This window comes from Sphingopyxis sp. NJF-3, from assembly GCF_053514865.1.
In genome coordinates, this window is the sequence record NZ_CM130726.1 from 1,117,804 (window position 1) to 1,140,640 (window position 22,837).

Sequence of the window (22,837 nt, forward strand, 5' to 3'; positions counted from 1 at the left end):
CGCGCGGCGACAGCCGGCGCGCCGTCCCGGTCATCACTTTGACTTATCGCCCCGCCATGCGCGCGGGCAGATCGCAGGCCGACAGCAAGGGCCTGCCGCTTTTGGAAAGGATATTCCCATGGCTGAGATTACGGCCGCTCTCGTCAAGGAACTGCGCGACCGCACCGGCGCCGGCATGATGGACTGCAAGAAGGCGCTCGCCGAAAACAACGGCGACATCGAAGCGTCGATCGACTGGCTGCGCACCAAGGGCCTCGCCGCCGCCGCCAAGAAGGCCGGCCGCGTCGCCGCCGAGGGCCTCGTCGGTGTCGCCACCGACGGCGCCAAGGGCGCGGTGGTCGAAGTGAACAGCGAAACCGACTTCGTCGCCAAGAACGAACAGTTCCAGGGCTTCGTCCGCGACGTGACCCAGGTCGCGCTCGCCGGCAGCATCAGCGACGCCGAGGCGCTGGCCGCCGCCGCCTATCCCTCGGGCGGCACCGTCGCCGAGGCGCTGACCCAGAATATCGCCACGATCGGCGAGAACCAGTCGCTGCGCCGCGCCGCGATCCTCTCGGTCGGCTCGGGCGTCGTCACCGGCTATGTCCACAACGCCGCTGCGCCCGGCCTCGGCAAGATCGGCGTGCTCGTCGCGCTCGAATCGACCGCTGGCGCCGATGTGCTCGAACCGCTCGGCAAGCAGCTTGCGATGCACGTCGCCGCGGCGAACCCGCTGGCGCTCAACGGCGACGACCTCGACGCCGACCTCGTCGCGCGCGAACGCGCGATCGCCGAGGAAAAGGCGGCCCAGTCGGGCAAGCCCGCCGACATCGTGTCGAAGATGGTCGACGGCACGATCGCGAAATTCCGCAAGGAAAACGCGCTGCTGTCGCAGCCCTTCGTGATCGACGGCAAGACCCCGGTCGCCGAAGTCGTTGCCGCCGCCGGCAAGGACGTCGGCGCGGCGATCACCTTGAAGGGCTTCGTCCGCTTCCAGCTCGGCGAAGGCATCGAGAAGGAAGAGAGCGACTTCGCCGCCGAAGTCGCCGCCGCCGCCGGCCGCTGATTTGAAAGCTGCGGCTGCCGCGCTTCGATGCGCGGTAGTTCGCTTGGCAATGGCGCGCACTCTGACTAGGGTGCGCGCCATTCGCATATTGTGACCCCATCGATAGAGGTTCCCCCATGGCATTGCCCGGCCTGAAACGCATCTTGCTCAAACTGTCGGGCGAGGCGCTGATGGGCTCCAGCGCGTTCGGGATCGATCCCGATACGGTCGCCAGCATGGCGGCCGAGGTGAAGGCGGCCAAGGACCGCGGGCTCGAACTCTGCCTCGTCATCGGCGGCGGCAATATCTTTCGCGGCATGGCGGGCGCGGCCAAGGGCATGGATCGCGCGCAGGCCGACTATATGGGGATGCTCGCCACCGTGATGAACGCGCTCGCGATGCAGAACGCGCTCGAACAGCTCGGCGTCGAAACGCGCGTCCAGTCGGCGATCGAGATGGACAAGGTGTGCGAGCCGGTGATCCGCCGCCGCGCCGAGCGCCATATGGAAAAGGGCCGGGTGGTGATCTTCGCCGCCGGCGTCGGCGCGCCCTATTTCACCACCGACAGCGGTGCCGCGCTGCGCGCCGCCGAAATGAAGTGCGACGCGCTCCTGAAGGGCACCAGCGTCGACGGGGTCTATAATGCCGATCCCAAGAAGGATCCGGCCGCGACCCGCTACGACCGGCTGACCTACGACCGCGTCCTCGCCGACAATCTGAAGGTGATGGACGCGAGCGCGGTGGCGCTGTGCCGCGACAACCATATCCCGATCGTCGTGTTCAACATCCGCGAACCCGGCAATCTTGCGCGCGTCCTGGCTGGCGAGGGTGTCGCCACCGTCGTCGGCGACGCTGCCGGCAACGCCTGAGAGAGGAAGAGAAATGGCGAAATATGACAAGACCGACCTCGAGCGCCGCATGCACGGCGCGGTCGAATCGCTGAAGCACGACCTTGCGGGCCTGCGCACGGGCCGCGCGCATACCGCGCTGCTCGATCCGGTGACGGTCGAGGTCTACGGCAGCCACATGCCCTTGAACCAGGTCGCCTCGGTCAGCGCCCCCGAACCGCGGATGCTGACCGTGCAGGTGTGGGACAAATCGAATGTCGGCCCGGTCGACAAGGCGATCCGTTCGGCGGGCCTCGGCCTCAACCCGATCGTCGACGGCCAGATGCTGCGCCTGCCGATCCCCGAGATGACGCAGGAGCGCCGCAAGGAACTGTCGAAGCTCGCCGGCCAATATGCCGAAAAGGCCCGCGTCGCCGTGCGCAACGTCCGCCGCGATGGCATGGACAATCTGAAAGCCGACGAGAACAAGAAGGAAATCAGCGAGGACGAGCGCAAGCGCCACGAGACCGAGGTGCAAAAGCTCACCGACGCCACGATCGCCGACATCGACGCCGCGGCCTCTGCGAAGGAAAAGGAAATCCTGGGCTAGTGCTTTTCGGCGCCCATCCCTTTTCCGTTCGTGTCGAGCGAAGTCGAGACACCCATCGGAATAGCGCCAAGCCGAAGAGCATCTCGACTTCGCTCGATGCGAACGGGATTTGAGGTTTCTTGATGTCGGCAACTGACCACCGCGCGCGCCATGTCGCCATCATCATGGACGGCAACGGCCGCTGGGCGAAGAAGCGCCACCTGCCGCGCGTCGCCGGCCACCGCGCGGGGGTGGAGGCGGTGCGGAAGATCGTGCGCGCCGCGGGCGATCTCGGCCTCGAAGCGCTGACGCTCTATGCCTTTTCGTCGGAAAACTGGAAGCGCCCCGAGGAGGAAGTCAGCGATCTGATGGGGCTGATGAAGCGCTTCATCATCAGCGACATCGACGAATTCGCAGCCAATGACGTGCGCCTCAAGATCATCGGCAACTGGCGCGCGCTCGCCCCGGACGTCGTCGCGCTGATCGAGGACGCGCTGGCGCGCACCGCGGGCAACAAGCGCACGACGCTCGCGGTCGCGCTCAACTATGGCGCGCAGGACGAGATCGTGCGCGCCGCGCGCGCCGCGGCGGGGGAGGGGGCGATCACCGCCGAGGCGATCGAGGCGCATCTCGACACCGCCGACCTGCCGCCGCTCGACCTGATCATCCGCACGTCGGGCGAGGTGCGCCTGTCGAATTTCCTGCTGTGGCAGGCCGCCTATGCCGAGCTATATTTCACCGATCGGTTGTGGCCCGACTTCGCGCCCACCGATCTTGCGGCGGCGCTCGACCAGTTTGCGCGGCGCGAACGCCGCTTCGGAGGATTATAGGGGATGGCGACAGCGGCAAGATCGGACCTCGGGGTGCGGATCGCATCGGCGCTCGTGCTGTTCGCGATCGCCGGTGCGGCGCTGTGGTTCGGGGGCATCGCCTTCGGCCTGCTGCTGCTCGTCGGCGGCGCGCTGGTGCTCGTCGAATGGTTCGCGCTGGTGCGCGCGATGACGCTCGACGGCGGGGTGAAGGGCGCGCTGATGGTGGCGGGGCCGATCCTCGTGCTTGGCGCCATCGCCGGGCTCTGGTTCATCCGCGACCGCCTGGGCGTCACCGCGGCACTCTGGGTGTTCGGCATGGTCTGGGCGACCGACATCGGCGCCTATTTCGCCGGCCGCGCCTTCGGCGGCGCGCGCCTCGCGCCGAAAATCAGCCCGTCGAAGACCTGGTCGGGGCTGATCGGCGGCATGATCGCGGCGCTGATCGTCAGCGCCACGCTGGGCGACCGCGGCGGCATCACCGGCGTGCCCTTGTGGATCGGCCTGTTCATGGGCCTGCTCGCGCAGCTCGGCGATCTGGGCGAAAGCTGGATGAAGCGGCGCGCGGGCGTCAAGGATTCGGGCAGGCTGATCCCGGGTCACGGCGGCCTTTTCGACCGCGTCGACGGGCTGCTGCCGGTCGCGCTGGTCCTCGGCGCGCTCGCGGCGCTCGGGCATATCGCCGTGCGGGCGGCGGGCTGAGATGACGCGCCGCCTGTCGCTGTTCGGCGCCACGGGCTCGGTGGGGCGCTCGACGCTCGACCTCGTCCGGCAGGACGGCGACGCCTGGGCGCTATCGGTGCTCACCGCGAACAGCGATGTGGCCGAACTGGCGAGGCTCGCGCGCGAATTCCGCCCGACCCTCGCCGTGATCGCCGAGGAGGCGCGCTACGGCGACCTGAAGGATGCGCTCGCCGGAACCGGCATCGAGGTCGCGGCGGGCGCCGAGGCGCTGGTCGAAGCGGCGCGGCGGCCCGCCGACCTCGTGATGGCGGCGATCGTCGGCTGCGCGGGGCTCGCCCCGACGATGGCGGCGCTCGAGGCGGGGCATGATGTCGCGCTCGCCAACAAGGAGGCGCTGGTCTCCGCAGGCGAACTGATGACCACGGCGGCGCGCGCGTCGGGCGCGACCATCCTGCCGGTCGATTCGGAGCATAATGCGATCTTCCAGTGCCTCGCGGGCGGGCGCATCGATCAGGTGCGGCGGATCATCCTCACCGCGAGCGGCGGACCCTTCCGCACGATGCGCGCGGCGGACATGGCGCATGTCACACCCGCGCAGGCGGTCGCGCATCCCAATTGGTCGATGGGCGCGAAGATCAGCGTCGATTCGGCGACGATGATGAACAAGGGCCTCGAACTCATTGAGGCGCATCATCTTTTTCCGGTGGGGCTCGATCGCATCGAGATTCTCGTCCATCCGCAGTCGGTGATCCATTCGATGGTCGAATATGTCGATCGCTCGACCCTCGCGCAGCTCGGCTCGCCCGACATGCGCATCCCGATCGGCAGTGCGCTGGCCTGGCCGCAGCGCATGGAAACGCCGTGCGCGCCGCTCGACCTCGCGGCCATCGGCCGGCTCGATTTCGAGGCGCCCGACGAGACGCGCTTCCCCGCGACCGCGCTCTGCCGCGCCGCGATCGCCGCGGGCGGCGCGCGCCCGGCGCAGCTCAACGCCGCGAACGAGGTGGCGGTCGCCGCCTTCCTCGCCGGGCGCATTTCCTTCCCCGCGATCGTCGAGACGGTGCGCCGGGTGATCGACGCCGCGGCGCCCGCCCATCCGTCGTCGCTTCAGGACATATTCAGCGTCGATGCCGCATCGCGCGCGGCCGCGCAGCAGTTTGTGGACCAGCTTGAACATGCCTAATGTGCCGATTTGGCTCTATTTTGCCGCCTTCCTCCTCGTGCTCGGGCCGCTGGTCTTCGTGCATGAATATGGCCATTATATCGTCGGCCGCTGGTGCGGGGTGAAGGCGGATGCCTTTTCGATCGGTTTCGGGCGCAAGATATTGGGCTGGACCGACAGGCGCGGCACCGAATGGAAGATCGGATGGCTGCCGCTTGGCGGCTATGTCCAGTTCGCGGGCGATCGCGACGCGGTCAGCCAGCCCGATGCCGAATGGCACAATCTGCCGGCCGACGAGCGTGCGCACAGCTTTCCCGCGCAACCAGTGTGGAAACGGGCGCTGATCGTCGCCGCCGGGCCGGTTACCAACTTCCTGTTCGCGATTCTGATCATCGCCGCATTTGCAGCGGCTTACGGCATACCCCAGACGCCCCCGGTCATTGGGGCGGTTCAGCCGGGGACTCCGGCCGCCGCCGCGGGGCTTCGGGTCGGCGATCGGATCGCCTCGATCGACGGGCGCACGATGCGGGTGTTCGACGACATTCCCGGCGCGATCGCCTTCGAACTCGGCAAGCCGGCCGACCTGATCGTCGAGCGCGACGGCCGCCGGTTCGCGCTGATCCTGAAGCCGAAGATGATCACCGAAACCGACGGGTTCGGAAACAAGATGCCGCGTGCGATCATCGGCATTCGTTCGGGAAAGCCCGTTTATACATCCGTCGGGCCGATCGCCGCTGTGGGCCATGGCGTCGATCAGACGGTCGGGATCGTGCGGATGACCGCTTCGGTGCTCAGCCAGTTCGTGATGGGCGAGCGGTCGATCAAGGACATGGGCGGCCCGATCAAGATCGCCAAGGCATCGGGCGAAGCCGCGACGCTGGGGATCGCGATGCTGATCACCTTCGCCGCCTTCATCTCCATCAATCTGGGGTTCATAAATCTCTTGCCATTGCCGATGCTCGATGGTGGTCATCTGCTCTTTTACGGTTATGAAGCGGTCCGGCGTCGCCCGGCGCCGCTGGAAGTCCAGGAATGGGCCTTCCGGTTCGGCTTCGTGGCGATCGTCGTGCTGATGTTGGTCGTGACTTTCAACGATTTGGGCTCAATCGGGGCCTGGGACCGGATCGCGCGCTTGATTGGATAGGCGGACTGGTGCAGGAGTGCGCGCCAACCCGCAGGCAAGCGGGTTTGTCGCTTTTGAGTTATTTTGGCGGGATGAACAGCGTGGCTTCACACAATTTCACGGCGCGGACGCAGCTGTCGGCACTCCTTATGGCGGGAACGATGCTGGCATGGCCCGCCGCGCCGCTGCTGGCCCAGGAAGCCGCGCCGACACCGCCGCCGGCCGTGCCGACGCTTCCGGTTCCTGCGCCCGAAGCCGTCCCGACCGCGTCGACGATCAAGTCGATCACCGTCACCGGAAACCAGCGCCTCGAATCCCAGACGATCCTCTCCTATCTGCGTCTGCGCGTCGGCCAGTCCTATGACCGCGCGACGCTCGACCAGGCGCTGAAGGACCTCGCGGCGACCGAGCTGTTCAAGGATTATCAGATCACCGACGATGCCGGCGCGCTGACGATCCAGGTCACCGAGAATCCGGTGATCAACCGCGTCATCCTGGAGGGCAACAAGCGGCTGAAGGAAGACAAGATCCGGCCCGAGATCAAGCTCGCGCCGCGCCAGATCTTCACCCGCTCGAAGGTCCGCGCCGACGTCGCGCGCATCATCGAGCTCTACAAGCGCCAGGGCCGCTTTGCCGCGACCGTCGAGCCCAAGATGGTGCAGCTCGACCAGAACCGCGTCGACGTGGTGTTCGAGATCAACGAGGGGCCGAAATCGAAGGTCCGCCAGATCAACATCATCGGCAACGAGAAGTTCAGCGACGGCGACCTCAAGGACGAGATGGCGACCAAGGAGACCGGGCTCCTGACGATGCTGTCGTCGAACACCACTTACGATCCCGACCGCCTCGCCTATGACCAGCAGAAGGTGCGCCTCTTCTACCTGCAGAACGGCTATGCCGACTTCCGCGTCATTTCGGCGGTCGCCGAGCTGACGAGCAACAAGCAGGACTTCATCATCACCTATGTCGTCGAGGAGGGCGAACGCTACAAGTTCGGCGACGTGAACCTCGAAAGCAGCCTGCGCGACTTCAAGCCGGAGACGATGAAGGCGATGCTGCCGATGAAGACCGGCGACTGGTACAACGCCAAGCAGGTCGAGGACACGGTCGAAAGCCTCAGCGAGACGGCGGGCCTGTTCGGCTACGCCTTCGCCGACATCAATCCCGAATTCCATCGCAACCCCGAAACGCGGACGATGGACATCACCTTCAACGTCGGCGAAAGCCCGCGCACTTACGTGGAGCGGATCGACGTCAACGGCAACACGCTGACGCAGGACAAGGTCGTCCGCCGCGAATTCCGCCTCAACGAAGGCGACGCGTTCAACAGCTTCGCGGTCAAGCGCACCGAAGGCCGCCTCAACAGCCTCGGCTATTTCCAGGAGAATCTGGAGATCGAGCGCAAGGAGGGCAGCGCCCCCGACCGCATCATCCTCGAAACCAACGTCGAGGAAAAACCGACCGGCGAACTGTCGCTCTCGGCGGGCTTCTCGTCGATCGAAAGCTTCCTCGTCCAGGCGTCGATCCGCCAGCGCAACTTCCGCGGCCTCGGCCAGCAGCTGCAGGCGTCGGTCAACTATTCGAGCTATTCGAAGTCGGTCGAGCTCGGCTTCACCGAGCCCTATCTGTTCGACCGCAACATCTCGATCGGCGGCAGCGTCTATCGTCGCGACCTCAATTCGTTCAACTTCATCAACAACGACCGCCGGACGACGTTCGAGCAGACGACGACGGGTTTCCAGATCAACGTCGGCGTGCCGCTGACCGAATATATGTCGGCCTTCGGCCGCTACAGCCTGAATTTCGACGATGTGTCGCTCGACCGCAGCATCTATTATTTCGGCGACGAGTGCGACCCGCTGGTGGCCGGCCGCTATCTGTGCGACGCGATCGGCAAGCGCACGACGTCGCTTCTCGGCTTCACGCTCGCCTATGACGACCGCGACAACAGCCGCCGTCCGACGCGCGGCCAGTCCTTCTCGTTCAGCCAGGATTTCGCGGGTCTCGGCGGCAGCGTCAAATATGTCCGCAGCCGCGCCGCGGCGAGCAAGCATTTCAACCTCGGCAGCCGCTTCATCCTCAACCTCTCGGCGGAAGGCGGCTATATCTATCCCCTCGGCGGCCGGCCGACGCCGACCAGCGACAAGGTCCGGCTGACCGACCGCTTCTTCCTCGGCGAGCCGCAGATGCGCGGCTTCGACATTCGCGGCCTCGGCCCGCGCGTGATCCGCTATTCCAGCGTCGATATCAGCGACCCGGCCAACCCGGTGCTCGACACGACGATCAACCGCAACCAGCTGATCGACGACGCGCTCGGTGGCCGCGCCTATTATCAGGGCCGCGTCGAGGTCGATATTCCGCTCGGCTCGGGCGCCAAGGAAATGGGGCTGCGCCCGTCGATCTTCCTCGACGTCGGGTCGGTGTTCAACGTCCGCCGTCCGCAGCTGACGACGCTCGCCGATTTCCGCGACCCGTCCGACGGCCTGACCAAATATCTCTGCCGCAATGCCGCGTCGGGGACGACCAGCTTCGGGACACAGGCGACCGGATCCGACGGCACTCCGACCGGAAGCTACAGCGTCTGTCCGGAAGGCTCGGCGGCGATGGCCCCGTTCGAGGAACGCTTTTACGGCGACACCTGGATGCCGCGCGTGTCGATCGGCGCCGGCGTCAACTGGAATTCTCCCTTCGGTCCCTTCCGGATCGACTTCGCTTACGCCCTTCGCAAAGAAGAGGGCGATGATACCAAACGCTTCTCATTCAACGTAGGAACCCAATTCTGATGAAGAAAATTTTTGTCGCTTCGGCGCTGGCGATTGCCGCGCTGTCGGTTTCGCCCATGGTCGCCGCCCCCGCCGCGGCTCAATCGAAGACCGGGATCGGCATCGCCGACCTCGACGTGGCGACGACGCGCTCGAGCGCCTATCAGACCGCGCTGGGCCAGATCCGCACCACCTACAAGGCGCAGATCGATCAGGTCGAGGCTCGCGATCAGACGCTGGGCGCCGAGCTGAACGTGCTGCGCGCCAAGGCGAACGAGGAAGCCAAGAAGACGCCGCAGAACAAGGCGGCGATCGACGCCGCAGTCAAGGCTTTCCAGGACAAGTCGGCGGCCGCGCAGCGCGAACTCGCCCAGATGGCCCAGCCCTATGAACTGGCGCGCGCCTATGTGATCGACCAGATCACCGTGCGTCTCGACGATGCGGTCAAGGGCGCGATGACCAAGCGCAAGGTCGACCTGCTTCTGAACTATGATCAGCAGGTCGTTCTCGCGGCGCAGCCGCCGGTGGACATCACCGATGCGATCACCGCAGAGCTCAACACCCTGCTGCCGGCCGTCTCGATCGCGGTGCCGGCCGGCTACCAGCCGGGTCAGCTGATGCAGCAGAAGAATCAGGCGATCGTCGACGCCGCCCGCGCCCGTCAGGGTCAGGCCGCGCCCGCGGCGCCCGCTCCGGCCGCCGGCACGCCCCCGACCACGCGCTAAGGCGATGGGCGAGGGGGACAAGGCGGAAGGCGCTCTGGGTCCGGTGGATATCCGCCGGATCCTGACGCTGCTGCCGCATCGTTATCCGATGCTGCTCGTCGACCGGGTGGTCGCGATGGTGAAGGACACCTCGATCCACGCGGTCAAGGCGGTGACGATGAACGAGCCCTTCTTCCAGGGCCATTTCCCTGGCCGGCCGATCATGCCCGGCGTCCTCATCGTCGAGGCGCTGGCGCAGGCGGGCGGGGTTCTGGCGATCGAATCGCTGGGGCTCGCGGGGACGGGCAAGCTCGTCTATTTCATGGGCATCGACGGGGTGAAGTTCAGGAAACCCGTCGAACCCGGCCACCTGCTCGACCTTCACGTCACCATTCTTCAGGCGAAGCGGAACATCTGCAAGTTCGAAGGGCGGGCGATGCTGGACGGGCAACTGGCGACCGAATGCCAGTTCACCGCGATGATCGCCGATCCGCCGGGCGACTGAACCCAATCCATTTCGTTCTCGCCGTCATTGCGAGGAGCGCAGCGACGAAGCAATCTCCAGCTATCGGCCTTGCGCAAGACCAATAGCTGGAGATTGCTTCGCTTCGCTCGCAATGACGAGGGGAGGGTGTTGCTTTTCCCGCGATTGCCCGGTAAGGGCGCGCCTTCGCGTCCCCGGGCGCACGGACTCAGCCGCTGGTCGGAAACCAGCGGCACAGGAGCTATAAGATGAAAAAAGACATTCACCCCGACTATCATATGATCACCGTCAAGATGACCGACGGCACCGAATATCAGACGCGCTCGACCTGGGGCAGCGAGGGCGACGTGATGACGCTCGAAATCGATCCCACCGCGCACCCGGCGTGGACCGGCGGCCAGGGCCGCATGCTCGACACCGGCGGTCAGGTCGCGAAGTTCAACAAGCGTTTCGGCGGGCTGACGCTCAAGCGCTAAGGCGCTTCGAACTTACCTCAAAACCTTTGCAAGCGCGCTTTGCCACCCGGCAAGGCGCGTTTTGCGTTGGTCCGCGCCCAGCGCCGGGGTGAAGCGCGTCGTGCGTCCGCGCATCGCCTGTGCCGCGTTCGCGAGGTCGGGGTAGAGCCCGGCTCCGGTCGCGGCGAGCATCGCGGCGCCGAGCGCGGTGCTCTCGACGAATTCGGGCCGCTCGACGGTCAGATCGAGCATGTCGGCCAGGTCTTGCGCCATCCAGTTGTTCGCCGCCATGCCGCCGTCGATGCGCAGGTCGGCCCAGTCGACCCCGTCGGCGGCGAAGGCCGATTTCAGGTCGTGCGCCTGATAGGCCTGCGCCTCGAGCGCGGCGCGCGCGACATGCGCCTTGCCGCTCGCGAAGCTGAGCCCCGACAGCGCCGCGAGCGCGTCGGGCCGCCAGTGCGGCGCCCCGAGGCCCGAGAGCGCGGGCACCAGATAGACGCCGCCATTGTCGGCGACCGAGCGCGCCAGCCCCTCGCTCTCCCCCGCGCTTGCGAGCAGGCCGAGCCCGTCGCGCAGCCATTGGATCAGGCTGCCTGCGACGAACACCGAGCCTTCGAGCGCGTAGGCCCGCGCGTCGCCTTCCTGCACCAATATGGTGGCGAGCAGCCGGTTCGCCGAATGCGGACGGGCGGCCCCGCTTGCCGAGAGGATGAAGGCGCCGGTGCCGAAGGTCGCCTTGGTCTGCCCCGGCGCGAGACAGGCCTGTCCGATCGTCGCCGCCTGCTGGTCGCCCGCCATGCCGCAGATCGGGATCGCGCCGCCGAACAGGTCGGGGGCGGTGGTGCCGACGGTCGCGGTGCAGCCGGTAATCTCGGGCAGCAGCGTCCTCGGCACGCCGAGCAGGTCGCACAGCCCCTCGTCCCAGCCGTGCGCGTCGTCGATCGCCATCAGGAGAGTGCGCGAGGCGTTGGTCGCATCGCTGACATGGGCGCCGCCGGTCAGGCGATAGACGAGATAGGACTCGATCGTGCCGACCGCGAGCCGATCGCCGGCCTCGCGAAGCTGCGGCCAATTCTTCAGTGCCCAGCCGATCTTGCTTCCCGAAAAATAGGGGTCGAGCAGCAGGCCGCTCGTCGCCTGCACCGCCGGCTCATGCCCCGCTTCTTTCAGCGCCGCGCACTCGGCGGCGGTGCGTCGGTCCTGCCAGACGATCGCGGGGGCGAGCGGTTCGCCGGTCCGGCGGTCCCAGAACACGATGGTTTCGCGCTGATTGGTGATGCCGATCGCGGCAACTCGGTCGGCGCCGCCTGCCTTGTCGATCATCGACCGTGTGCAGGCGAGGGTCGCGTTCCAGATTTCGGCGGCATCATGCTCGACGAGACCGGGGCCGGGGTAATGCTGCCGAAACTCGCGCTGCGCGCTGCCGAGCGGCGTGCCATCGGCGGCGAACAACATCGTGCGGGTAGAAGTGGTGCCTTCGTCGATGACGATGATCTTCTCGGCCAAGATATCTCTCCCATCGTCACCCTGAGCTTGACCCGGGGCCTGCCTGTTTTGAAGGGAAAGATAGACCCCGGGTCAACCCCGGGGTGACGGTAGGCGCAATAATCTTGCAATCCTTCGCAACGCATGCCATATGATTGTGCAGCGCAGCATGGCGGATCGATCCGCCGCAACCACCGGCAGCGTGATTTTCCCGTCCGTTTCAGGCGCGGGACGAGCCGGAAGTGCGCTTTGTCCCCAGAGGCACCCTTTCACGCGGGTCGTTTCGAACCCGCGGCCGTGCGCCGTCCGTTCGATACGAACGGATGCGCCTGCGCGTCGCCCTATGTGAGTATTTTATGACGACTTTTAATGACTTTGGCCTGCATGCCGACATCAATCGCGCGCTTGCCGCCAAGGATTACACCATCCCGACCCCGATTCAGGTCCAGGCGATTCCGCCGCTGATGAAGGGCCGCGACCTGTGCGGTATCGCGCAGACCGGCACGGGCAAGACCGCGGGCTTTTCGCTGCCTTCGATCCATCACTTGCTGACCTATCCGCATCGGCCCACCCCGCGCGGTTGCCGGATGCTCGTGCTCGCGCCGACGCGTGAGCTTGCTGCGCAGATCGCGCAGAGCTGCCGCGACTATGGCCGTTTCACCAAGCTCAGCGTCACGACCGTCTTTGGCGGCGTGCCGATCAACAAGCAGATTCGCGACCTCAGCCAAGGCGTCGATATTCTCGTCGCGACGCCGGGCCGCCTGCTCGACCTGATCGACCAGCGCGCGCTGCGCCTCGACGATGTCGAAATCTTCGTCCTCGACGAGGCCGACCAGATGATGGACATGGGCTTCATCCATTCGCTGCGCCGCGTCGCCAAGCTGCTGCCGTCGCGTCGTCAGAATCTGTTCTTCTCGGCCACCATGCCGCGCGAGATCGCGGGCCTTGCCGACCAGTTTCTGAACGATCCGGTTACGGTTTCGGTCGCGCCGCAGGCGACGACCGCCGAAAAGGTCCGCCAGCAAATCACCTTCGTCGAGCAGAAGGAGAAGCAGGCGCTGCTCCACCATGTTCTGAAAACCGAGGACATCGACCGCGCGCTGATCTTCACCCGCACCAAGCACGGCGCCGACCGCGTCGTCCGCCACCTCGCGGGCGCGGGCATCCAGGCCTATGCGATCCACGGCAACAAGAGCCAGGCACAGCGCACCACCGCGCTCCAGGCCTTCCGCTCGGGGCAGGTGCGCCTGCTCGTCGCGACCGACATCGCCGCGCGCGGCATCGACGTGTCGGGCGTCAGCCATGTGATCAACTTCGAAATCCCGAACGTCCCCGAACAATATGTCCACCGCATCGGCCGTACCGCGCGCGCCGGGGCTGAAGGCATCGCGATCAGCTTCGTCGCCCCCGACGAAAAGGCCTATCTGCGCGATATCGAGCGCGTCACGCGTACCCGCGCCGAGCCGGTCAAGCTGCCCGAGGGCTTTTCGGAAATGGTCCGCAACCTGCCCAAGCCCGCCCAGCCGCCGCGCAACACCGGCGGCAAGGGCCGCGATCCGCAGCGCCAGCGCGAGGACGCGCAGCGCCAGCGTGACGGCGGCAAGCCACGCGGCGATCGCGGCCCGCGCCACGACGCGGCGCCCGCCGCCGACGGCCAGGGCCAGCGCAAGCGCCGCTTTCGTCCGCGCCGCGGCGGCGTCGGCGCGCACAAGGGAGCGGTGACCCGCGTCGGTTGATATTCGGACTCTCGTCATTGCGAGGAGCGTAGCGACGAAGCAATCCAGAGCGGTGCAAGGCTGCCCTGGATTGCTTCCCCCGGCTTTCGCCGAGGTCGCAATGAAGGCTCCCCACAGATCATATCTGCGGCATTGACGCGATGCGGACACCGTTTACCTTCGCGCCATTGAGGGCATGAGGGGGCAGCGAATGACGAACGGCGCGGCAGAGGCGGTGGGTGCGCGGCAGAGCGAGCGCAAGGTCATATTGGCCTCGTCGCTCGGCACCGTCTTCGAATGGTATGATTTCTACCTCTACGGGCTGCTCGCGACGATCATCTCGGCGCAGTTCTTCTCGGGGGTCAACGAAACCACCGGCTTCATCTTCGCGCTCGCCGCCTTCGCCGCGGGCTTCGCGGTGCGGCCGTTCGGCGCGCTGGTCTTCGGCCGGCTCGGCGACCTCGTCGGGCGCAAATATACCTTTCTCGTGACGATGGGCCTGATGGGCCTGTCGACCTTCCTCGTCGGCGTCCTGCCGAGCTATGCGGCGGTGGGCGTCGCGGCGCCGATCCTGCTCGTCGTCCTGCGGCTCGTGCAGGGGCTCGCGCTCGGCGGCGAATATGGCGGCGCCGCGACCTATGTCGCGGAACATGCGCCCGAGGGGAAGCGCGGTCTCTTTACCAGCTTCATCCAGACCACCGCGACGCTCGGCCTGTTCGCGGCGCTGCTCGTCGTCATCGCGACGCGTTTCCTCGTCGGCGAGGAGGCGTTCGCGGACTGGGGCTGGCGCATCCCCTTCCTCGTCTCGGTCATCCTCCTCGGCGTCTCGCTGTGGATACGCCTCCAGCTCGAGGAAAGTCCGGTATTCCGCCGCATGAAGGAAGAGGGCACGACCTCGAAGGCGCCGCTCTCCGAAGCCTTCGGTCGCTGGATCAACCTCAAATGGGTGCTCGTCGCGCTGCTCGGCGCGGTCGCGGGCCAGGCGGTCGTCTGGTACACCGGGCAATTCTACGCGCTCTTCTTCCTCGAAAAGACGCTGAAGGTCGACGGCGCGACCGCCAACATATTGATCGCCGTCGCGCTCGCGCTCGGCACGCCCTTTTTCATCCTCTTCGGATGGCTTAGCGACCGCATTGGGCGCAAGCCGATCATCCTCGCCGGCTGCGCGCTGGCGGCGCTCACCTATTTTCCCGCCTTCCAGATGCTGACCGCCGCGGCCAATCCGGCACTCGCCGAAGCGCAAGAGCGCGCGCCCGTCGTCGTGTTCGCCCATGCAGAGACTTGTTCGTTCCAGTTCGACCCCATCGGCCGAACCTCGTTCGACCGGACCGGCTGCGATATTGCCAAGTCCGGGCTGGCCAAGGCGGGGATTCCTTACTCCAATGAGGATGGGACCTATGATGGTCGAGCGGTGGTCCACGTTGGCGAAGACGTGCTTCCCGTTACCGACAAGGCGAGCTTCGGTGTCGCGCTCCCACGATTGCTGGCCGAGGCGGGCTACCCCGAAAAGGCTGACCCTGAGACGATCGACAAGCCGCTCGTCGTCGCGATCCTCTTCTGGCTCGTGCTGCTCGTGACGATGGTCTACGGCCCGATCGCCGCGCTGCTCGTCGAGCTTTTTCCCAGCCGCATCCGCTATTCGGCGATGTCGCTGCCTTACCATATCGGCAACGGCTGGTTCGGCGGCTTCCTGCCGACGACCGCCTTCGCGATGGTCGCGGCGACGGGGAATATCTACTACGGGCTCTGGTATCCGGTCGCGGTCGCGCTGCTGACCCTTGTCGTGGGCCTGCTGTTCCTTCCTGAAACCTTCCGCCGCCCGATTCATTAGCCGCGCGGATTGACCCCGCCCGGCCACCCGCTAGGGTCGAAGGCGGGTCGGGGAGGGCTTTATGATCGACGATGACGAATTCGAGGGGCCGCCGCCGCGGCGCCCGCTCCTGCGGCGCAAGCGCGTCCTGGTCCCGCTGGGCGTGTTACTGGCGATTCTCGTTGCCTTCCTCGCGCTGCGCACCCCAGATACCGATCGTGACGCGATGATCGCCAAATATGGCGGTCCCGATGCCCAGTTCGCGCTGGGCCCGGCGGGGCAACGCATCCATTATCGCGACCAGGGCCGGCGCGACGGGCCGGTGATGGTGCTGCTCCACGGCTCGAACAGCAGCCTTCAGACGTGGGAGCCGCTGGTGAAGCGGCTCGGCGGAAGCTATCGCGTCGTGACGCTCGACCTTCCCGGTCACGGGCTGACCGGCGCGACGCCCGACAAGGATTATGGCGCCGATGGCATGATCGCCGCGCTTGACGTCGTCGCGGCGCGGCTCGACCTCGATCATTTCATTCTCGGCGGCAATTCGATGGGCGGCTGGGTTGCCTGGCGCTATGCGCTCGCCGAGCCCGGCCGGGTCGATGCGCTGCTGCTGCTCGACGCCGCCGGCATGCCGCTGCGCAAGGGCGAAAAGCGCGCCCCGTCGAACGTCGGCTTCCGCCTGCTCCAATATCCGTTCGGCCGCTGGCTCGCGAGCCAGATCACGCCGCGCGCGCTGGTCGAAAAATCGCTGCGCGGGTCGGTCGCGCGGCAGGAGATCGTCGATGACGCGATGGTCGACCGCTATTGGGAGCTGCTGCGTTTTCCGGGCAACCGCGAGGCGACCTCGCTCCGCGCGAAGCTCGATCGCGAACCGGCGATGGCCGACCGGATCGGAGCGATCAAGGCGCCGACGCTGATCCTGTTCGGCAAGGAGGACCGGCTGATCAACCCGAGCGCGGCCGAGACCTTCCACGAGCGTATCGCGGGGTCGGAGGTCGTGCTGCTGGGCGGGATCGGTCATCTGCCGATGGAGGAGGCGCCCGACGCGACCGCGGCGGCGATCGCCGATTTCCTCAAGCGGCGGCTCGCGCCGCCGTCTGCGGTTGGTCCAGAAACGCCGTGATCCGCGCCGCGACCGTCGCGGCATGGGTAAAGGGGAAGAGGTGCGACCCCGGCACCACCTCCAGCACCGCGCCGTCGATCAGCTCGGCGATCGTCTGGCCGTGGCACGCCGGGACGACGCCGTCGCGTTCGCCCATCAGGACCAGCGTCGGCAGATTCTTCAGCGACGGCAGCATCGGCGCGCTCGTCCAGCCCGCCATCGCCGCCGCCTGATAGGCGAGGCCGAGCGGGGTCGCGGTCGGCAGCTTGAGTCCGCTCGCGAGCATGTCGTCGTCGAGCAGCGCCGCCCAGCCGATTCCCGGCGCCGCGACCGTCGGAGTGGTCGCCATCAGCACGAGGCGGCGGACGCGCCCCGGAAACTGGACTGCGATCTGCTGCGCCAGCGCGCCGCCCCAGCTAAAGCCCGCGAGATCGATCGCGTCGTGGCCGAAGCGGTCGGCGATCTCCATCACGATCGCCGCCATCGTCGGCGCGCCATAGGGCATCAGCGCATCGGGCGAGCCGCCGACACCGGGCATGTCGAGCGTCCACACCTCGCGCCCCGATATCTGCGCGAGCAGCGGCGCGGCGGCGGCGATGTCGGCGCCGATGCCATTGAGGAAGACGAGCGGCGTCCCGGCCGCGCCCTCCCGCCAGCGCGCGACGCGCAGCGCCAGGCCATAGGCGCGCTGCACGTCGAGAATGGGGTTGCCGGCGATCCTGCTCATCGCGGGCTGCCTTGGCATATCCTGATGACGGGGGAAAGTCCGGGCGCCGCCTATGTCGCAGGCTGGGACGCCGCAGCCTCCTTCGCGGCCTGTTCATAGCGCAGGCAGTCGAAAATCTTCGCGCCCGCGAGGAACACCGAGCCGCTGCACGCGACGAGCAGCAATTTGCCGCCGATCCCCGGATAATGGTCGAGATAGGCCATGCCGCGCGCCATCGCGCCGACGCCGAGCGCATAGATGATCAGGCAGGCCTCGAACCGGGTCTTGATGACGAAGAGTCGTTTGATTTTGGTCCACATCATCGTCGGTCCAGCAAAAGCCATGCCACTGGCGGAAATTGGGGAATCGGCGCGCCGAGCTTATGGTAAACTGTAAGTTAATCCGACAAGCGTGGGAAGGGCAGTTGATGGTTAATGGTCGGTTTTGGGGTGGGAAGCGGACGTTTCCATTCCATTGTGTGCCCCGGCGAAAGCCGGGGTCCAGGGCGATAAAAAGCTAGGGATGCGCGACGAAGCCCTGGGCCCCGGCTTTCGCCGGGGTACACGTCGGATATGGCAGCAACCGGTCGAAAGCCCCCGTCAGAGCAGCGTCGACAATCCAACCGCCTCCAGCAACGCCGCGCGCGCGCGGCGCACGTCGGTGACCAGCGCCGCCGAAGCCAGATCACCCGGCGCGATCGTCTCGGGCCAGTGCTTCGCCACGACTTCGGCGATCCCGTCGAGCTTGGCCTCGTCGGCGAGGAAGCGCGGATCGACCCGCGCCGGATCGGCGACGACGCGCAGCCGCAGGCAGGCGGGGCCGCCGCCGTTCGCCATCGACTGGCGGACGTCGACCGGGAGCAGCGTCCGGATCGGGCCGTTGCCTGCGACATGCGCCTCGAGCCAGTTCCACACCGCGGGCGTTTCCTTCGCTTCGGTCGGTAGCACCAGTCCCATGCCGCCGCCGGGCAGGCTGACGAGTTGGGCGTTGAACAGATAGGATTTGATCGCCTCCGCCAGGCTCACCGCGTCAGCGGGCACCTCGACGATCTCGACCTCGGGAAAGGCGGCGCGGATATCGGCGTGCGCGGCCGCGCGGTCGTGAAAGGCGGTTTCGTGGGTGAAGAGCACATGTTCGTTGGCGACCGCGACGACATCATTGTGAAAAGCGCCGCCCTGGATCGCGGTGTCGGACTGGCGAATGAAGAGCGTACGCTTCGGATCGAGGCGATGGTGCCGTGCGATGGCCTTTGACGCGTCGAGATGCTGGCGCGCCGGAAAGCGGCCGCCGCCGACGCCATAGACGAAAATCTCGACCCCCGGCGCGTCGTGCCCGGTGCACAGCCGCATATGGTTCGCCGCGCCCTCGTCGCCGAAGGGAGCGGGGGCAGGGCCGTGCACGGTGAAGGCGGGATCGGCGAAAGCGAGGCGAAGCTGCGCGAGCGTGCCCTGCCATTCGTGGCTGCGGTGCGGCATGGTGACCAGGTTGGCGACGGTCAGATGGCATTTGCCGTCGCCGCTGTCGGGTGCGGGCGAGACGGTCGCGGCATTGGCTGCCCACATCGACGACGCCGACCACGCCTGCGCGCGCAAATGCGGCTCGGCGGCGTCAAGGGTCGTTCCCAAAGCTTCGAGCCAGGCGGCATCGGGGCGATCGAGCGGCAGGAAGAAACCCTGCGGCAGACCGAGCGCAAGATTGTGGCGCATCTTCTCGACGCCCTGCAGCGCCGCGGCGCGCGGCTGCGACACGTCGCCGGCGTTGCTTGCCGAGGCGATATTGCCGCGGCTCAGCCCGGCATAATTGTGCGTCGGGCCGATGATCCCGTCGAAATTGATTTCGGTGAGCATCTCAGCGCCCGATCCAACTGATCGCGTCGCCTTTTCCGACCCCGAGCAGCGCCGCACTTGCTGCATCGATCGCGCTGTCGGCGCCAACTCGGCCGAAGCAGCAACGGAAATCGGCGAGCTGCCCGGTCGCGATCAGCGCCTCCTCGCCGCCGTCGCCGATCCCCGCGACCTCGACATGCTTTGCGTCGCGCACGCTCACGACCTGATCGGTGCGCGCGGTCATCGTCGGGCCGCCGTCGAAGATGTCGACGTAATTTTCGAAGGCGAAGCCCTCATTCTCCAGCATCCGCATCGCCGCGCGCCCGCTCGGATGCGGGACGCCGATCACCGCGCGCGCGCTTTCGGGCAGCATCGCGATATAGACGGGGTGCTTGGGCATCAGGTCGGCGATGAACTGGTTGCCGTGGACCGCGTTGAACTGGTCGGCCTCCTGAAAATTCATGCCGAAGAATTTGCCCGCAACCCCGTCCCAGAAGGGCGACCCGCCGGCCTCGTCGATCACCCCGCGCAACTCGGCAAGGACGCGGTCGCCGAAGCGCGCGCGGTGGCGTGCAATGAACAGGTAGCGCGAGCGCGCAAGCAGCAGGCCGAGCCCGCCGGCGCGCGCCGCGGGGTGCAGGAACAGCCCGCCGACCTCGCTCGACCCGTTGAGGTCGTTGCTCAGCATCAGGATCTGCGCGTGAAAGGTGCGCCCGAGCTGTTCGCTATGCTTGCTGTCGGTGCCGATGCGATAGGAATAGAAGGGCCAGCGCTGGCCGACCTGCCCGAAGATCTGGCAGGTGCCGCGCACCTCTCCGCTGTCGGTGTCTTCGAGGACGAGCAGATAGAGCTCGTCCGACGGATATTCCTTGTCGCAGGCGAAGCTCGCCTCGGCGCGCTCGAGCTTGGCGCGCAGCGCCAGCCTGTCGGGGGGCAGGTTGGTAAAGCCGCCTCCCGTCAGCTTCGCCATTTCGTAAATGCTCTGCAAATCGCCCGGCTTGGCTGCCCGGATCACATAGTTCACACCGTCCCCCGTTCTACTATCCTCATCATGGTGAGCGCCGACAATTGCGCCCGCTCGACAAGGCTCCCGGCGATCAGAAATTCGTCGGAGCTATGGATGGCGCCGCCACGCGGCCCCATGGTGTCGACCACCGGAATGCCGCAGGCGGCGATATTGTTGCCGTCGCATACGCCGCCGGTCGCTTTCCATGCGATGTCGATGCCCAGCGCGACGCCGCATGTCCGCACCAGCTCGAACAGGCGCGTCGCGGCGGGGTTGAGCGGCTTGGGCGGGCGGTTGAAGCCGCCGTGCAGGTGGCAGTGGACGTCATGGTCGCGTTCGATGTTGGCGATAGTGTCGCGGAGCGCGGCTTCGGCGGCCGCCATCGCCTCGGGGGTCGCGGGGCGGAGGTTGATGCGGAGGATCGCCTGGTCGGGGACGACATTATTGGGACCGCCGCCGTCGATCTTTGCAGGATTAACCTTTAATTCCAATGATTTGAGCGCATTCAGTCGCAGCGCCAGGTCGGCGGCGGCGACGAGGGCGTTGCGGCCCTCCTCCGGGTTGCGGCCGGCGTGGGCCGGGCGGCCGTGGATCAGGATGCTGAAGTTGCCGCTCCCCGGCCGCGCGCCCGCGAGCGTGCCGTCGGGAAGGGCGGGTTCGTAGGTGAGCGCGGCGGTCTTGCCCGCGGCAAGTTCGGCGATCAGGCCAGCCGAGGCGTGGCTTCCGGTCTCCTCGTCGCTGTTGATCATCACGTCATAGCCGACGCGGCTCGCGAGCGGCGAGGTTTCGAGCGCCGACAGCGCCGCGAGGATCACCGCGATGCCGCCCTTCATGTCAGCGGTGCCGGGGCCATTGAGAACGCCGTCTTCGAGCCACTGGAGCGACTGGAACGGATGGTCGGCGGCGAAAACCGTATCCATATGGCCCGTGAGCAACAACTGCACCGGGGCGTCGGGACGAACGCGCAGGTGGAGGTGATCGCCGCGCTGGGTCGTCCGCACCGTCCCGGCGGGATCGACGCTCTCGACCGGCGCCGGCGCGATCAGCCGGACCTCGCCCGGCAGCGCGGCAAAGGCGTCGGCGAGCAGGCCCGCGACCGTCTTCAGCCCCGCAAGATTGCCGGTGCCGCTGTTCACCGCCGCCCAGCGCTCGACCTGCGCCAGCATCGGCGCGTCGGCGGCGCGATCGAGCGTCGCGGTTTCGGTGGCGGTGAGGCTGGTCATGGCCCGCCTATAGCGAGCGTCGCGATGCTTTTGCACCCCCGCTGACTCGCCGACATCATTTTGTCATGCCGGTTCCGGCCCTGTTGCCGTAGCGGCGGTCCTGTGGAATGCTGCTTCGGACGAATCCGGAGGAGACCCTATGGCTGGCGGCTGCTGCGGCGGAACCGAAACGACGCTGCCGATTGACGACAAGGCGTGGCGGCGGGTGCTGTGGATCGCGCTGACGATCAACGCCGCGATGTTCGCGGTCGAGATCGCGGGCGGCGTCGCGGCGCAGTCGGCGGCGCTGCAAGCCGACGCGCTCGATTTCCTGGGCGACAGCGCCAATTATGCGATCAGCCTCGGCGTCGCGGGGCTCGCGCTGCAATGGCGCGCCCGCGCTGCGTGGTTCAAGGGCGCATCGCTGCTCCTGCTCGGCCTGTGGGTGCTCGGCAGCACCCTTTGGATGGCGCTCGCGGGCACACTGCCGCATGCAGAGACGATGGGCGCGATCGGCGTCCTCGCGCTCGCGGCGAATATCGCCTGCGCGATCATGCTGTGGCGCCACCGCGACGGCGACGCCAATCGCCGCTCGGTCTGGATCTGCTCGCGCAACGACGCGATCGGCAATATCGCGGTGGTCGCGGCGGCGCTTGGTGTGTTCGGCACCGGCACCGGCTGGCCCGACATCATCGTCGCGGCGATTCTCGCCGCGCTCGGCATCAGCGGCGGGTGGCAGATCGTCCGCCAGGCGCGCGGCGAACTGGCGAGCGTGGCGGCGGAACGGCGGGCAGTGCGCGACGCCGCATAGCGGCCTTTCGTGCCGCTCAGCCGATATGGCGCAGCATGTCTTCGAGCGCCGGGCGGAGGCGGCGGATCTCGTCGCGATGCGCCGCCGACAGCGAACGCAGCACCGCGTGCGCTTTCTCCGTGAGGTGCAGCGTCGCGCGCCGGCGGTCGTCGGCGGCGACTTCGCGGCGGACGAGATCGAGAAGCTCGAGCCGGTCGACGAGGCCACTCGCGCTGTGCGGTTTCAGCATCAGCCGCTGCGCGACGGTGCCGATCGTCGGCGCCCCGGGCGCCGCGCCGCGGATCGCGAGCAATGCCTGATGCTGTTGCGGCGTCAGCCCCTGCTCGGCGGCGCGCGCCTCGCTGAAGGCGTGGAACTGGCGCAGCGCATGGCGGAAATCGGATAGGGCGGCATAGTCCGCGTCGGACAGGGAATCGGAGTCCGCGTCGGACAGGGAATCGGCGATTTCCGGCATCGTCATCCTCGGAATTGAATTATATCGCATTGCGATATATGGGCGCGGGCGCCCGTTCCTCCAATGCCGGACAAAAAGTGTCATCGCAATCCGCCGCCAC

General features: G+C 67.0%; 22 protein-coding genes. 15 read left to right on the top strand and 7 right to left on the bottom strand.

Annotation, left to right across the window (positions count from 1 at the left end; translation table 11 throughout):
• Positions 1–118: 118 nt before the first annotated feature.
• The 11 genes from tsf (at position 119) to rpmE (ending at position 10,644) form a co-directional block, all read left to right on the top strand.
• A complete protein-coding gene (gene tsf, locus ACOTSS_RS05205; RefSeq protein ID WP_448690467.1) occupies positions 119–1,045 on the top strand; it encodes a translation elongation factor Ts in 927 nt (308 codons plus the stop codon).
• 116 nt (positions 1,046–1,161) lie between these two features.
• The gene (gene pyrH, locus ACOTSS_RS05210; RefSeq protein WP_448690468.1) at positions 1,162–1,893 is read left to right on the top strand and encodes a UMP kinase; all 732 of its coding nucleotides are present in this window, start codon (positions 1,162–1,164) and stop codon (positions 1,891–1,893) included.
• 13 nt (positions 1,894–1,906) lie between these two features.
• The gene (frr, locus tag ACOTSS_RS05215) at positions 1,907–2,461 is read left to right on the top strand and encodes a ribosome recycling factor (RefSeq protein ID WP_448690469.1); all 555 of its coding nucleotides are present in this window, start codon (positions 1,907–1,909) and stop codon (positions 2,459–2,461) included.
• Between the two features lie 122 nt (positions 2,462–2,583).
• On the top strand, positions 2,584–3,270 hold the full coding sequence (gene uppS, locus ACOTSS_RS05220) for a polyprenyl diphosphate synthase (RefSeq protein ID WP_448690470.1): 687 nt from the start codon (positions 2,584–2,586) through the stop codon (positions 3,268–3,270).
• 3 nt (positions 3,271–3,273) lie between these two features.
• Positions 3,274–3,951 (top strand): phosphatidate cytidylyltransferase, encoded by a 678-nt coding sequence (locus ACOTSS_RS05225; RefSeq protein WP_448690471.1) that lies wholly within the window; start codon positions 3,274–3,276, stop codon positions 3,949–3,951.
• Between the two features lies 1 nt (position 3,952).
• Positions 3,953–5,116, top strand: coding sequence for a 1-deoxy-D-xylulose-5-phosphate reductoisomerase (locus tag ACOTSS_RS05230; RefSeq protein ID WP_448690472.1), 1,164 nt, complete (start codon positions 3,953–3,955; stop codon positions 5,114–5,116).
• Positions 5,109–6,239 (top strand): RIP metalloprotease RseP, encoded by a 1,131-nt coding sequence (rseP, locus tag ACOTSS_RS05235; protein ID WP_448690473.1) that lies wholly within the window; start codon positions 5,109–5,111, stop codon positions 6,237–6,239. The genes ACOTSS_RS05230 and rseP overlap by 8 nt, the downstream gene beginning before the upstream one ends.
• Positions 6,240–6,310: 71 nt before the next feature.
• Complete coding sequence (bamA, locus tag ACOTSS_RS05240; RefSeq protein ID WP_448690474.1) at positions 6,311–9,001, top strand: outer membrane protein assembly factor BamA; 2,691 nt, start codon at positions 6,311–6,313, stop codon at positions 8,999–9,001.
• Entirely contained in the window at positions 9,001–9,705 is a 705-nt protein-coding gene (locus ACOTSS_RS05245; protein ID WP_448690475.1) for an OmpH family outer membrane protein, read from the top strand. The genes bamA and ACOTSS_RS05245 overlap by 1 nt, the downstream gene beginning before the upstream one ends.
• Positions 9,706–9,709: 4 nt before the next feature.
• A complete protein-coding gene (fabZ, locus tag ACOTSS_RS05250; protein WP_448690476.1) occupies positions 9,710–10,189 on the top strand; it encodes a 3-hydroxyacyl-ACP dehydratase FabZ in 480 nt (159 codons plus the stop codon).
• Between the two features lie 227 nt (positions 10,190–10,416).
• Complete coding sequence (rpmE, locus tag ACOTSS_RS05255; RefSeq protein WP_053554681.1) at positions 10,417–10,644, top strand: 50S ribosomal protein L31; 228 nt, start codon at positions 10,417–10,419, stop codon at positions 10,642–10,644.
• 12 nt (positions 10,645–10,656) lie between these two features.
• Here the strand turns inward: rpmE and ACOTSS_RS05260 are convergent, their stop codons facing one another.
• Positions 10,657–12,129, bottom strand: a complete 1,473-nt coding sequence (locus ACOTSS_RS05260; protein ID WP_448690477.1) for a glycerol kinase — start codon at positions 12,127–12,129, stop codon at positions 10,657–10,659.
• Between the two features lie 335 nt (positions 12,130–12,464).
• Here ACOTSS_RS05260 and ACOTSS_RS05265 point away from each other — a divergent pair, with 335 nt between their 5' ends.
• The 3 genes from ACOTSS_RS05265 to ACOTSS_RS05275 all read left to right on the top strand — a co-directional run bounded on the left by ACOTSS_RS05265 (position 12,465) and on the right by ACOTSS_RS05275 (position 16,753).
• Positions 12,465–13,844, top strand: coding sequence for a DEAD/DEAH box helicase (locus tag ACOTSS_RS05265; RefSeq protein ID WP_448690478.1), 1,380 nt, complete (start codon positions 12,465–12,467; stop codon positions 13,842–13,844).
• A gap of 190 nt (positions 13,845–14,034) precedes the next feature.
• Complete coding sequence (locus ACOTSS_RS05270) at positions 14,035–15,654, top strand: MFS transporter (RefSeq protein WP_448690479.1); 1,620 nt, start codon at positions 14,035–14,037, stop codon at positions 15,652–15,654.
• A 61-nt stretch (positions 15,655–15,715) separates the two neighbouring features.
• Positions 15,716–16,753: an alpha/beta fold hydrolase gene (locus ACOTSS_RS05275; protein WP_448690480.1), complete on the top strand. Its 1,038-nt coding sequence runs from the start codon at positions 15,716–15,718 to the stop codon at positions 16,751–16,753.
• Here the strand turns inward: ACOTSS_RS05275 and ACOTSS_RS05280 are convergent.
• The 5 genes from ACOTSS_RS05280 to ACOTSS_RS05300 form a co-directional block, all read right to left on the bottom strand.
• Positions 16,704–17,459, bottom strand: a complete 756-nt coding sequence (locus ACOTSS_RS05280) for an alpha/beta fold hydrolase (protein ID WP_448690481.1) — start codon at positions 17,457–17,459, stop codon at positions 16,704–16,706. The two genes, ACOTSS_RS05275 and ACOTSS_RS05280, sit on opposite strands and share 50 nt — an antisense overlap.
• Before the next feature lie 50 nt (positions 17,460–17,509).
• Positions 17,510–17,758 (bottom strand): hypothetical protein, encoded by a 249-nt coding sequence (locus ACOTSS_RS05285; protein WP_448691293.1) that lies wholly within the window; start codon positions 17,756–17,758, stop codon positions 17,510–17,512.
• Between the two features lie 279 nt (positions 17,759–18,037).
• On the bottom strand, positions 18,038–19,285 hold the full coding sequence (locus tag ACOTSS_RS05290; protein WP_448690482.1) for an N-succinylarginine dihydrolase: 1,248 nt from the start codon (positions 19,283–19,285) through the stop codon (positions 18,038–18,040).
• A 1-nt stretch (position 19,286) separates the two neighbouring features.
• Entirely contained in the window at positions 19,287–20,288 is a 1,002-nt protein-coding gene (locus ACOTSS_RS05295) for an arginine N-succinyltransferase (protein WP_448690483.1), read from the bottom strand.
• Complete coding sequence (locus ACOTSS_RS05300; RefSeq protein ID WP_448690484.1) at positions 20,285–21,493, bottom strand: hydrolase; 1,209 nt, start codon at positions 21,491–21,493, stop codon at positions 20,285–20,287. Before ACOTSS_RS05300 ends, ACOTSS_RS05295 begins: the two co-directional genes overlap by 4 nt.
• Before the next feature lie 139 nt (positions 21,494–21,632).
• Between ACOTSS_RS05300 and ACOTSS_RS05305 the strand changes: the two genes are divergently transcribed.
• A complete protein-coding gene (locus tag ACOTSS_RS05305) occupies positions 21,633–22,283 on the top strand; it encodes a cation transporter (protein WP_448690485.1) in 651 nt (216 codons plus the stop codon).
• 16 nt (positions 22,284–22,299) lie between these two features.
• Here ACOTSS_RS05305 and ACOTSS_RS05310 read toward each other — a convergent pair whose 3' ends face one another.
• The gene (locus tag ACOTSS_RS05310) at positions 22,300–22,743 is read right to left on the bottom strand and encodes a MarR family winged helix-turn-helix transcriptional regulator (protein WP_448690486.1); all 444 of its coding nucleotides are present in this window, start codon (positions 22,741–22,743) and stop codon (positions 22,300–22,302) included.
• Between the last annotated feature and the right edge of the window lie 94 nt (positions 22,744–22,837).

Excerpts from the sequence above, each read along its gene's own strand:
- tsf (WP_448690467.1), top strand. The coding sequence starts at position 119 with ATGGCTGAGATTACGGCCGCTCTCGTCAAGGAACTGCGCGACCGCACC.
- pyrH (WP_448690468.1), top strand. The coding sequence starts at position 1,162 with ATGGCATTGCCCGGCCTGAAACGCATCTTGCTCAAACTGTCGGGCGAG.
- frr (WP_448690469.1), top strand. The coding sequence starts at position 1,907 with ATGGCGAAATATGACAAGACCGACCTCGAGCGCCGCATGCACGGCGCG.
- uppS (WP_448690470.1), top strand. The coding sequence starts at position 2,584 with ATGTCGGCAACTGACCACCGCGCGCGCCATGTCGCCATCATCATGGAC.
- ACOTSS_RS05225 (WP_448690471.1), top strand. The coding sequence starts at position 3,274 with ATGGCGACAGCGGCAAGATCGGACCTCGGGGTGCGGATCGCATCGGCG.
- ACOTSS_RS05230 (WP_448690472.1), top strand. The coding sequence starts at position 3,953 with ATGACGCGCCGCCTGTCGCTGTTCGGCGCCACGGGCTCGGTGGGGCGC.
- rseP (WP_448690473.1), top strand. The coding sequence starts at position 5,109 with ATGCCTAATGTGCCGATTTGGCTCTATTTTGCCGCCTTCCTCCTCGTG.
- bamA (WP_448690474.1), top strand. The coding sequence starts at position 6,311 with ATGAACAGCGTGGCTTCACACAATTTCACGGCGCGGACGCAGCTGTCG.
- ACOTSS_RS05245 (WP_448690475.1), top strand. The coding sequence starts at position 9,001 with ATGAAGAAAATTTTTGTCGCTTCGGCGCTGGCGATTGCCGCGCTGTCG.
- fabZ (WP_448690476.1), top strand. The coding sequence starts at position 9,710 with ATGGGCGAGGGGGACAAGGCGGAAGGCGCTCTGGGTCCGGTGGATATC.
- rpmE (WP_053554681.1), top strand. The coding sequence starts at position 10,417 with ATGAAAAAAGACATTCACCCCGACTATCATATGATCACCGTCAAGATG.
- ACOTSS_RS05265 (WP_448690478.1), top strand. The coding sequence starts at position 12,465 with ATGACGACTTTTAATGACTTTGGCCTGCATGCCGACATCAATCGCGCG.
- ACOTSS_RS05270 (WP_448690479.1), top strand. The coding sequence starts at position 14,035 with ATGACGAACGGCGCGGCAGAGGCGGTGGGTGCGCGGCAGAGCGAGCGC.
- ACOTSS_RS05275 (WP_448690480.1), top strand. The coding sequence starts at position 15,716 with ATGATCGACGATGACGAATTCGAGGGGCCGCCGCCGCGGCGCCCGCTC.
- ACOTSS_RS05280 (WP_448690481.1), bottom strand. The coding sequence starts at position 17,459 with ATGAGCAGGATCGCCGGCAACCCCATTCTCGACGTGCAGCGCGCCTAT.
- ACOTSS_RS05285 (WP_448691293.1), bottom strand. The coding sequence starts at position 17,758 with ATGTGGACCAAAATCAAACGACTCTTCGTCATCAAGACCCGGTTCGAG.
- ACOTSS_RS05290 (WP_448690482.1), bottom strand. The coding sequence starts at position 19,285 with ATGCTCACCGAAATCAATTTCGACGGGATCATCGGCCCGACGCACAAT.
- ACOTSS_RS05300 (WP_448690484.1), bottom strand. The coding sequence starts at position 21,493 with ATGACCAGCCTCACCGCCACCGAAACCGCGACGCTCGATCGCGCCGCC.
- ACOTSS_RS05305 (WP_448690485.1), top strand. The coding sequence starts at position 21,633 with ATGGCTGGCGGCTGCTGCGGCGGAACCGAAACGACGCTGCCGATTGAC.
- ACOTSS_RS05310 (WP_448690486.1), bottom strand. The coding sequence starts at position 22,743 with ATGACGATGCCGGAAATCGCCGATTCCCTGTCCGACGCGGACTCCGAT.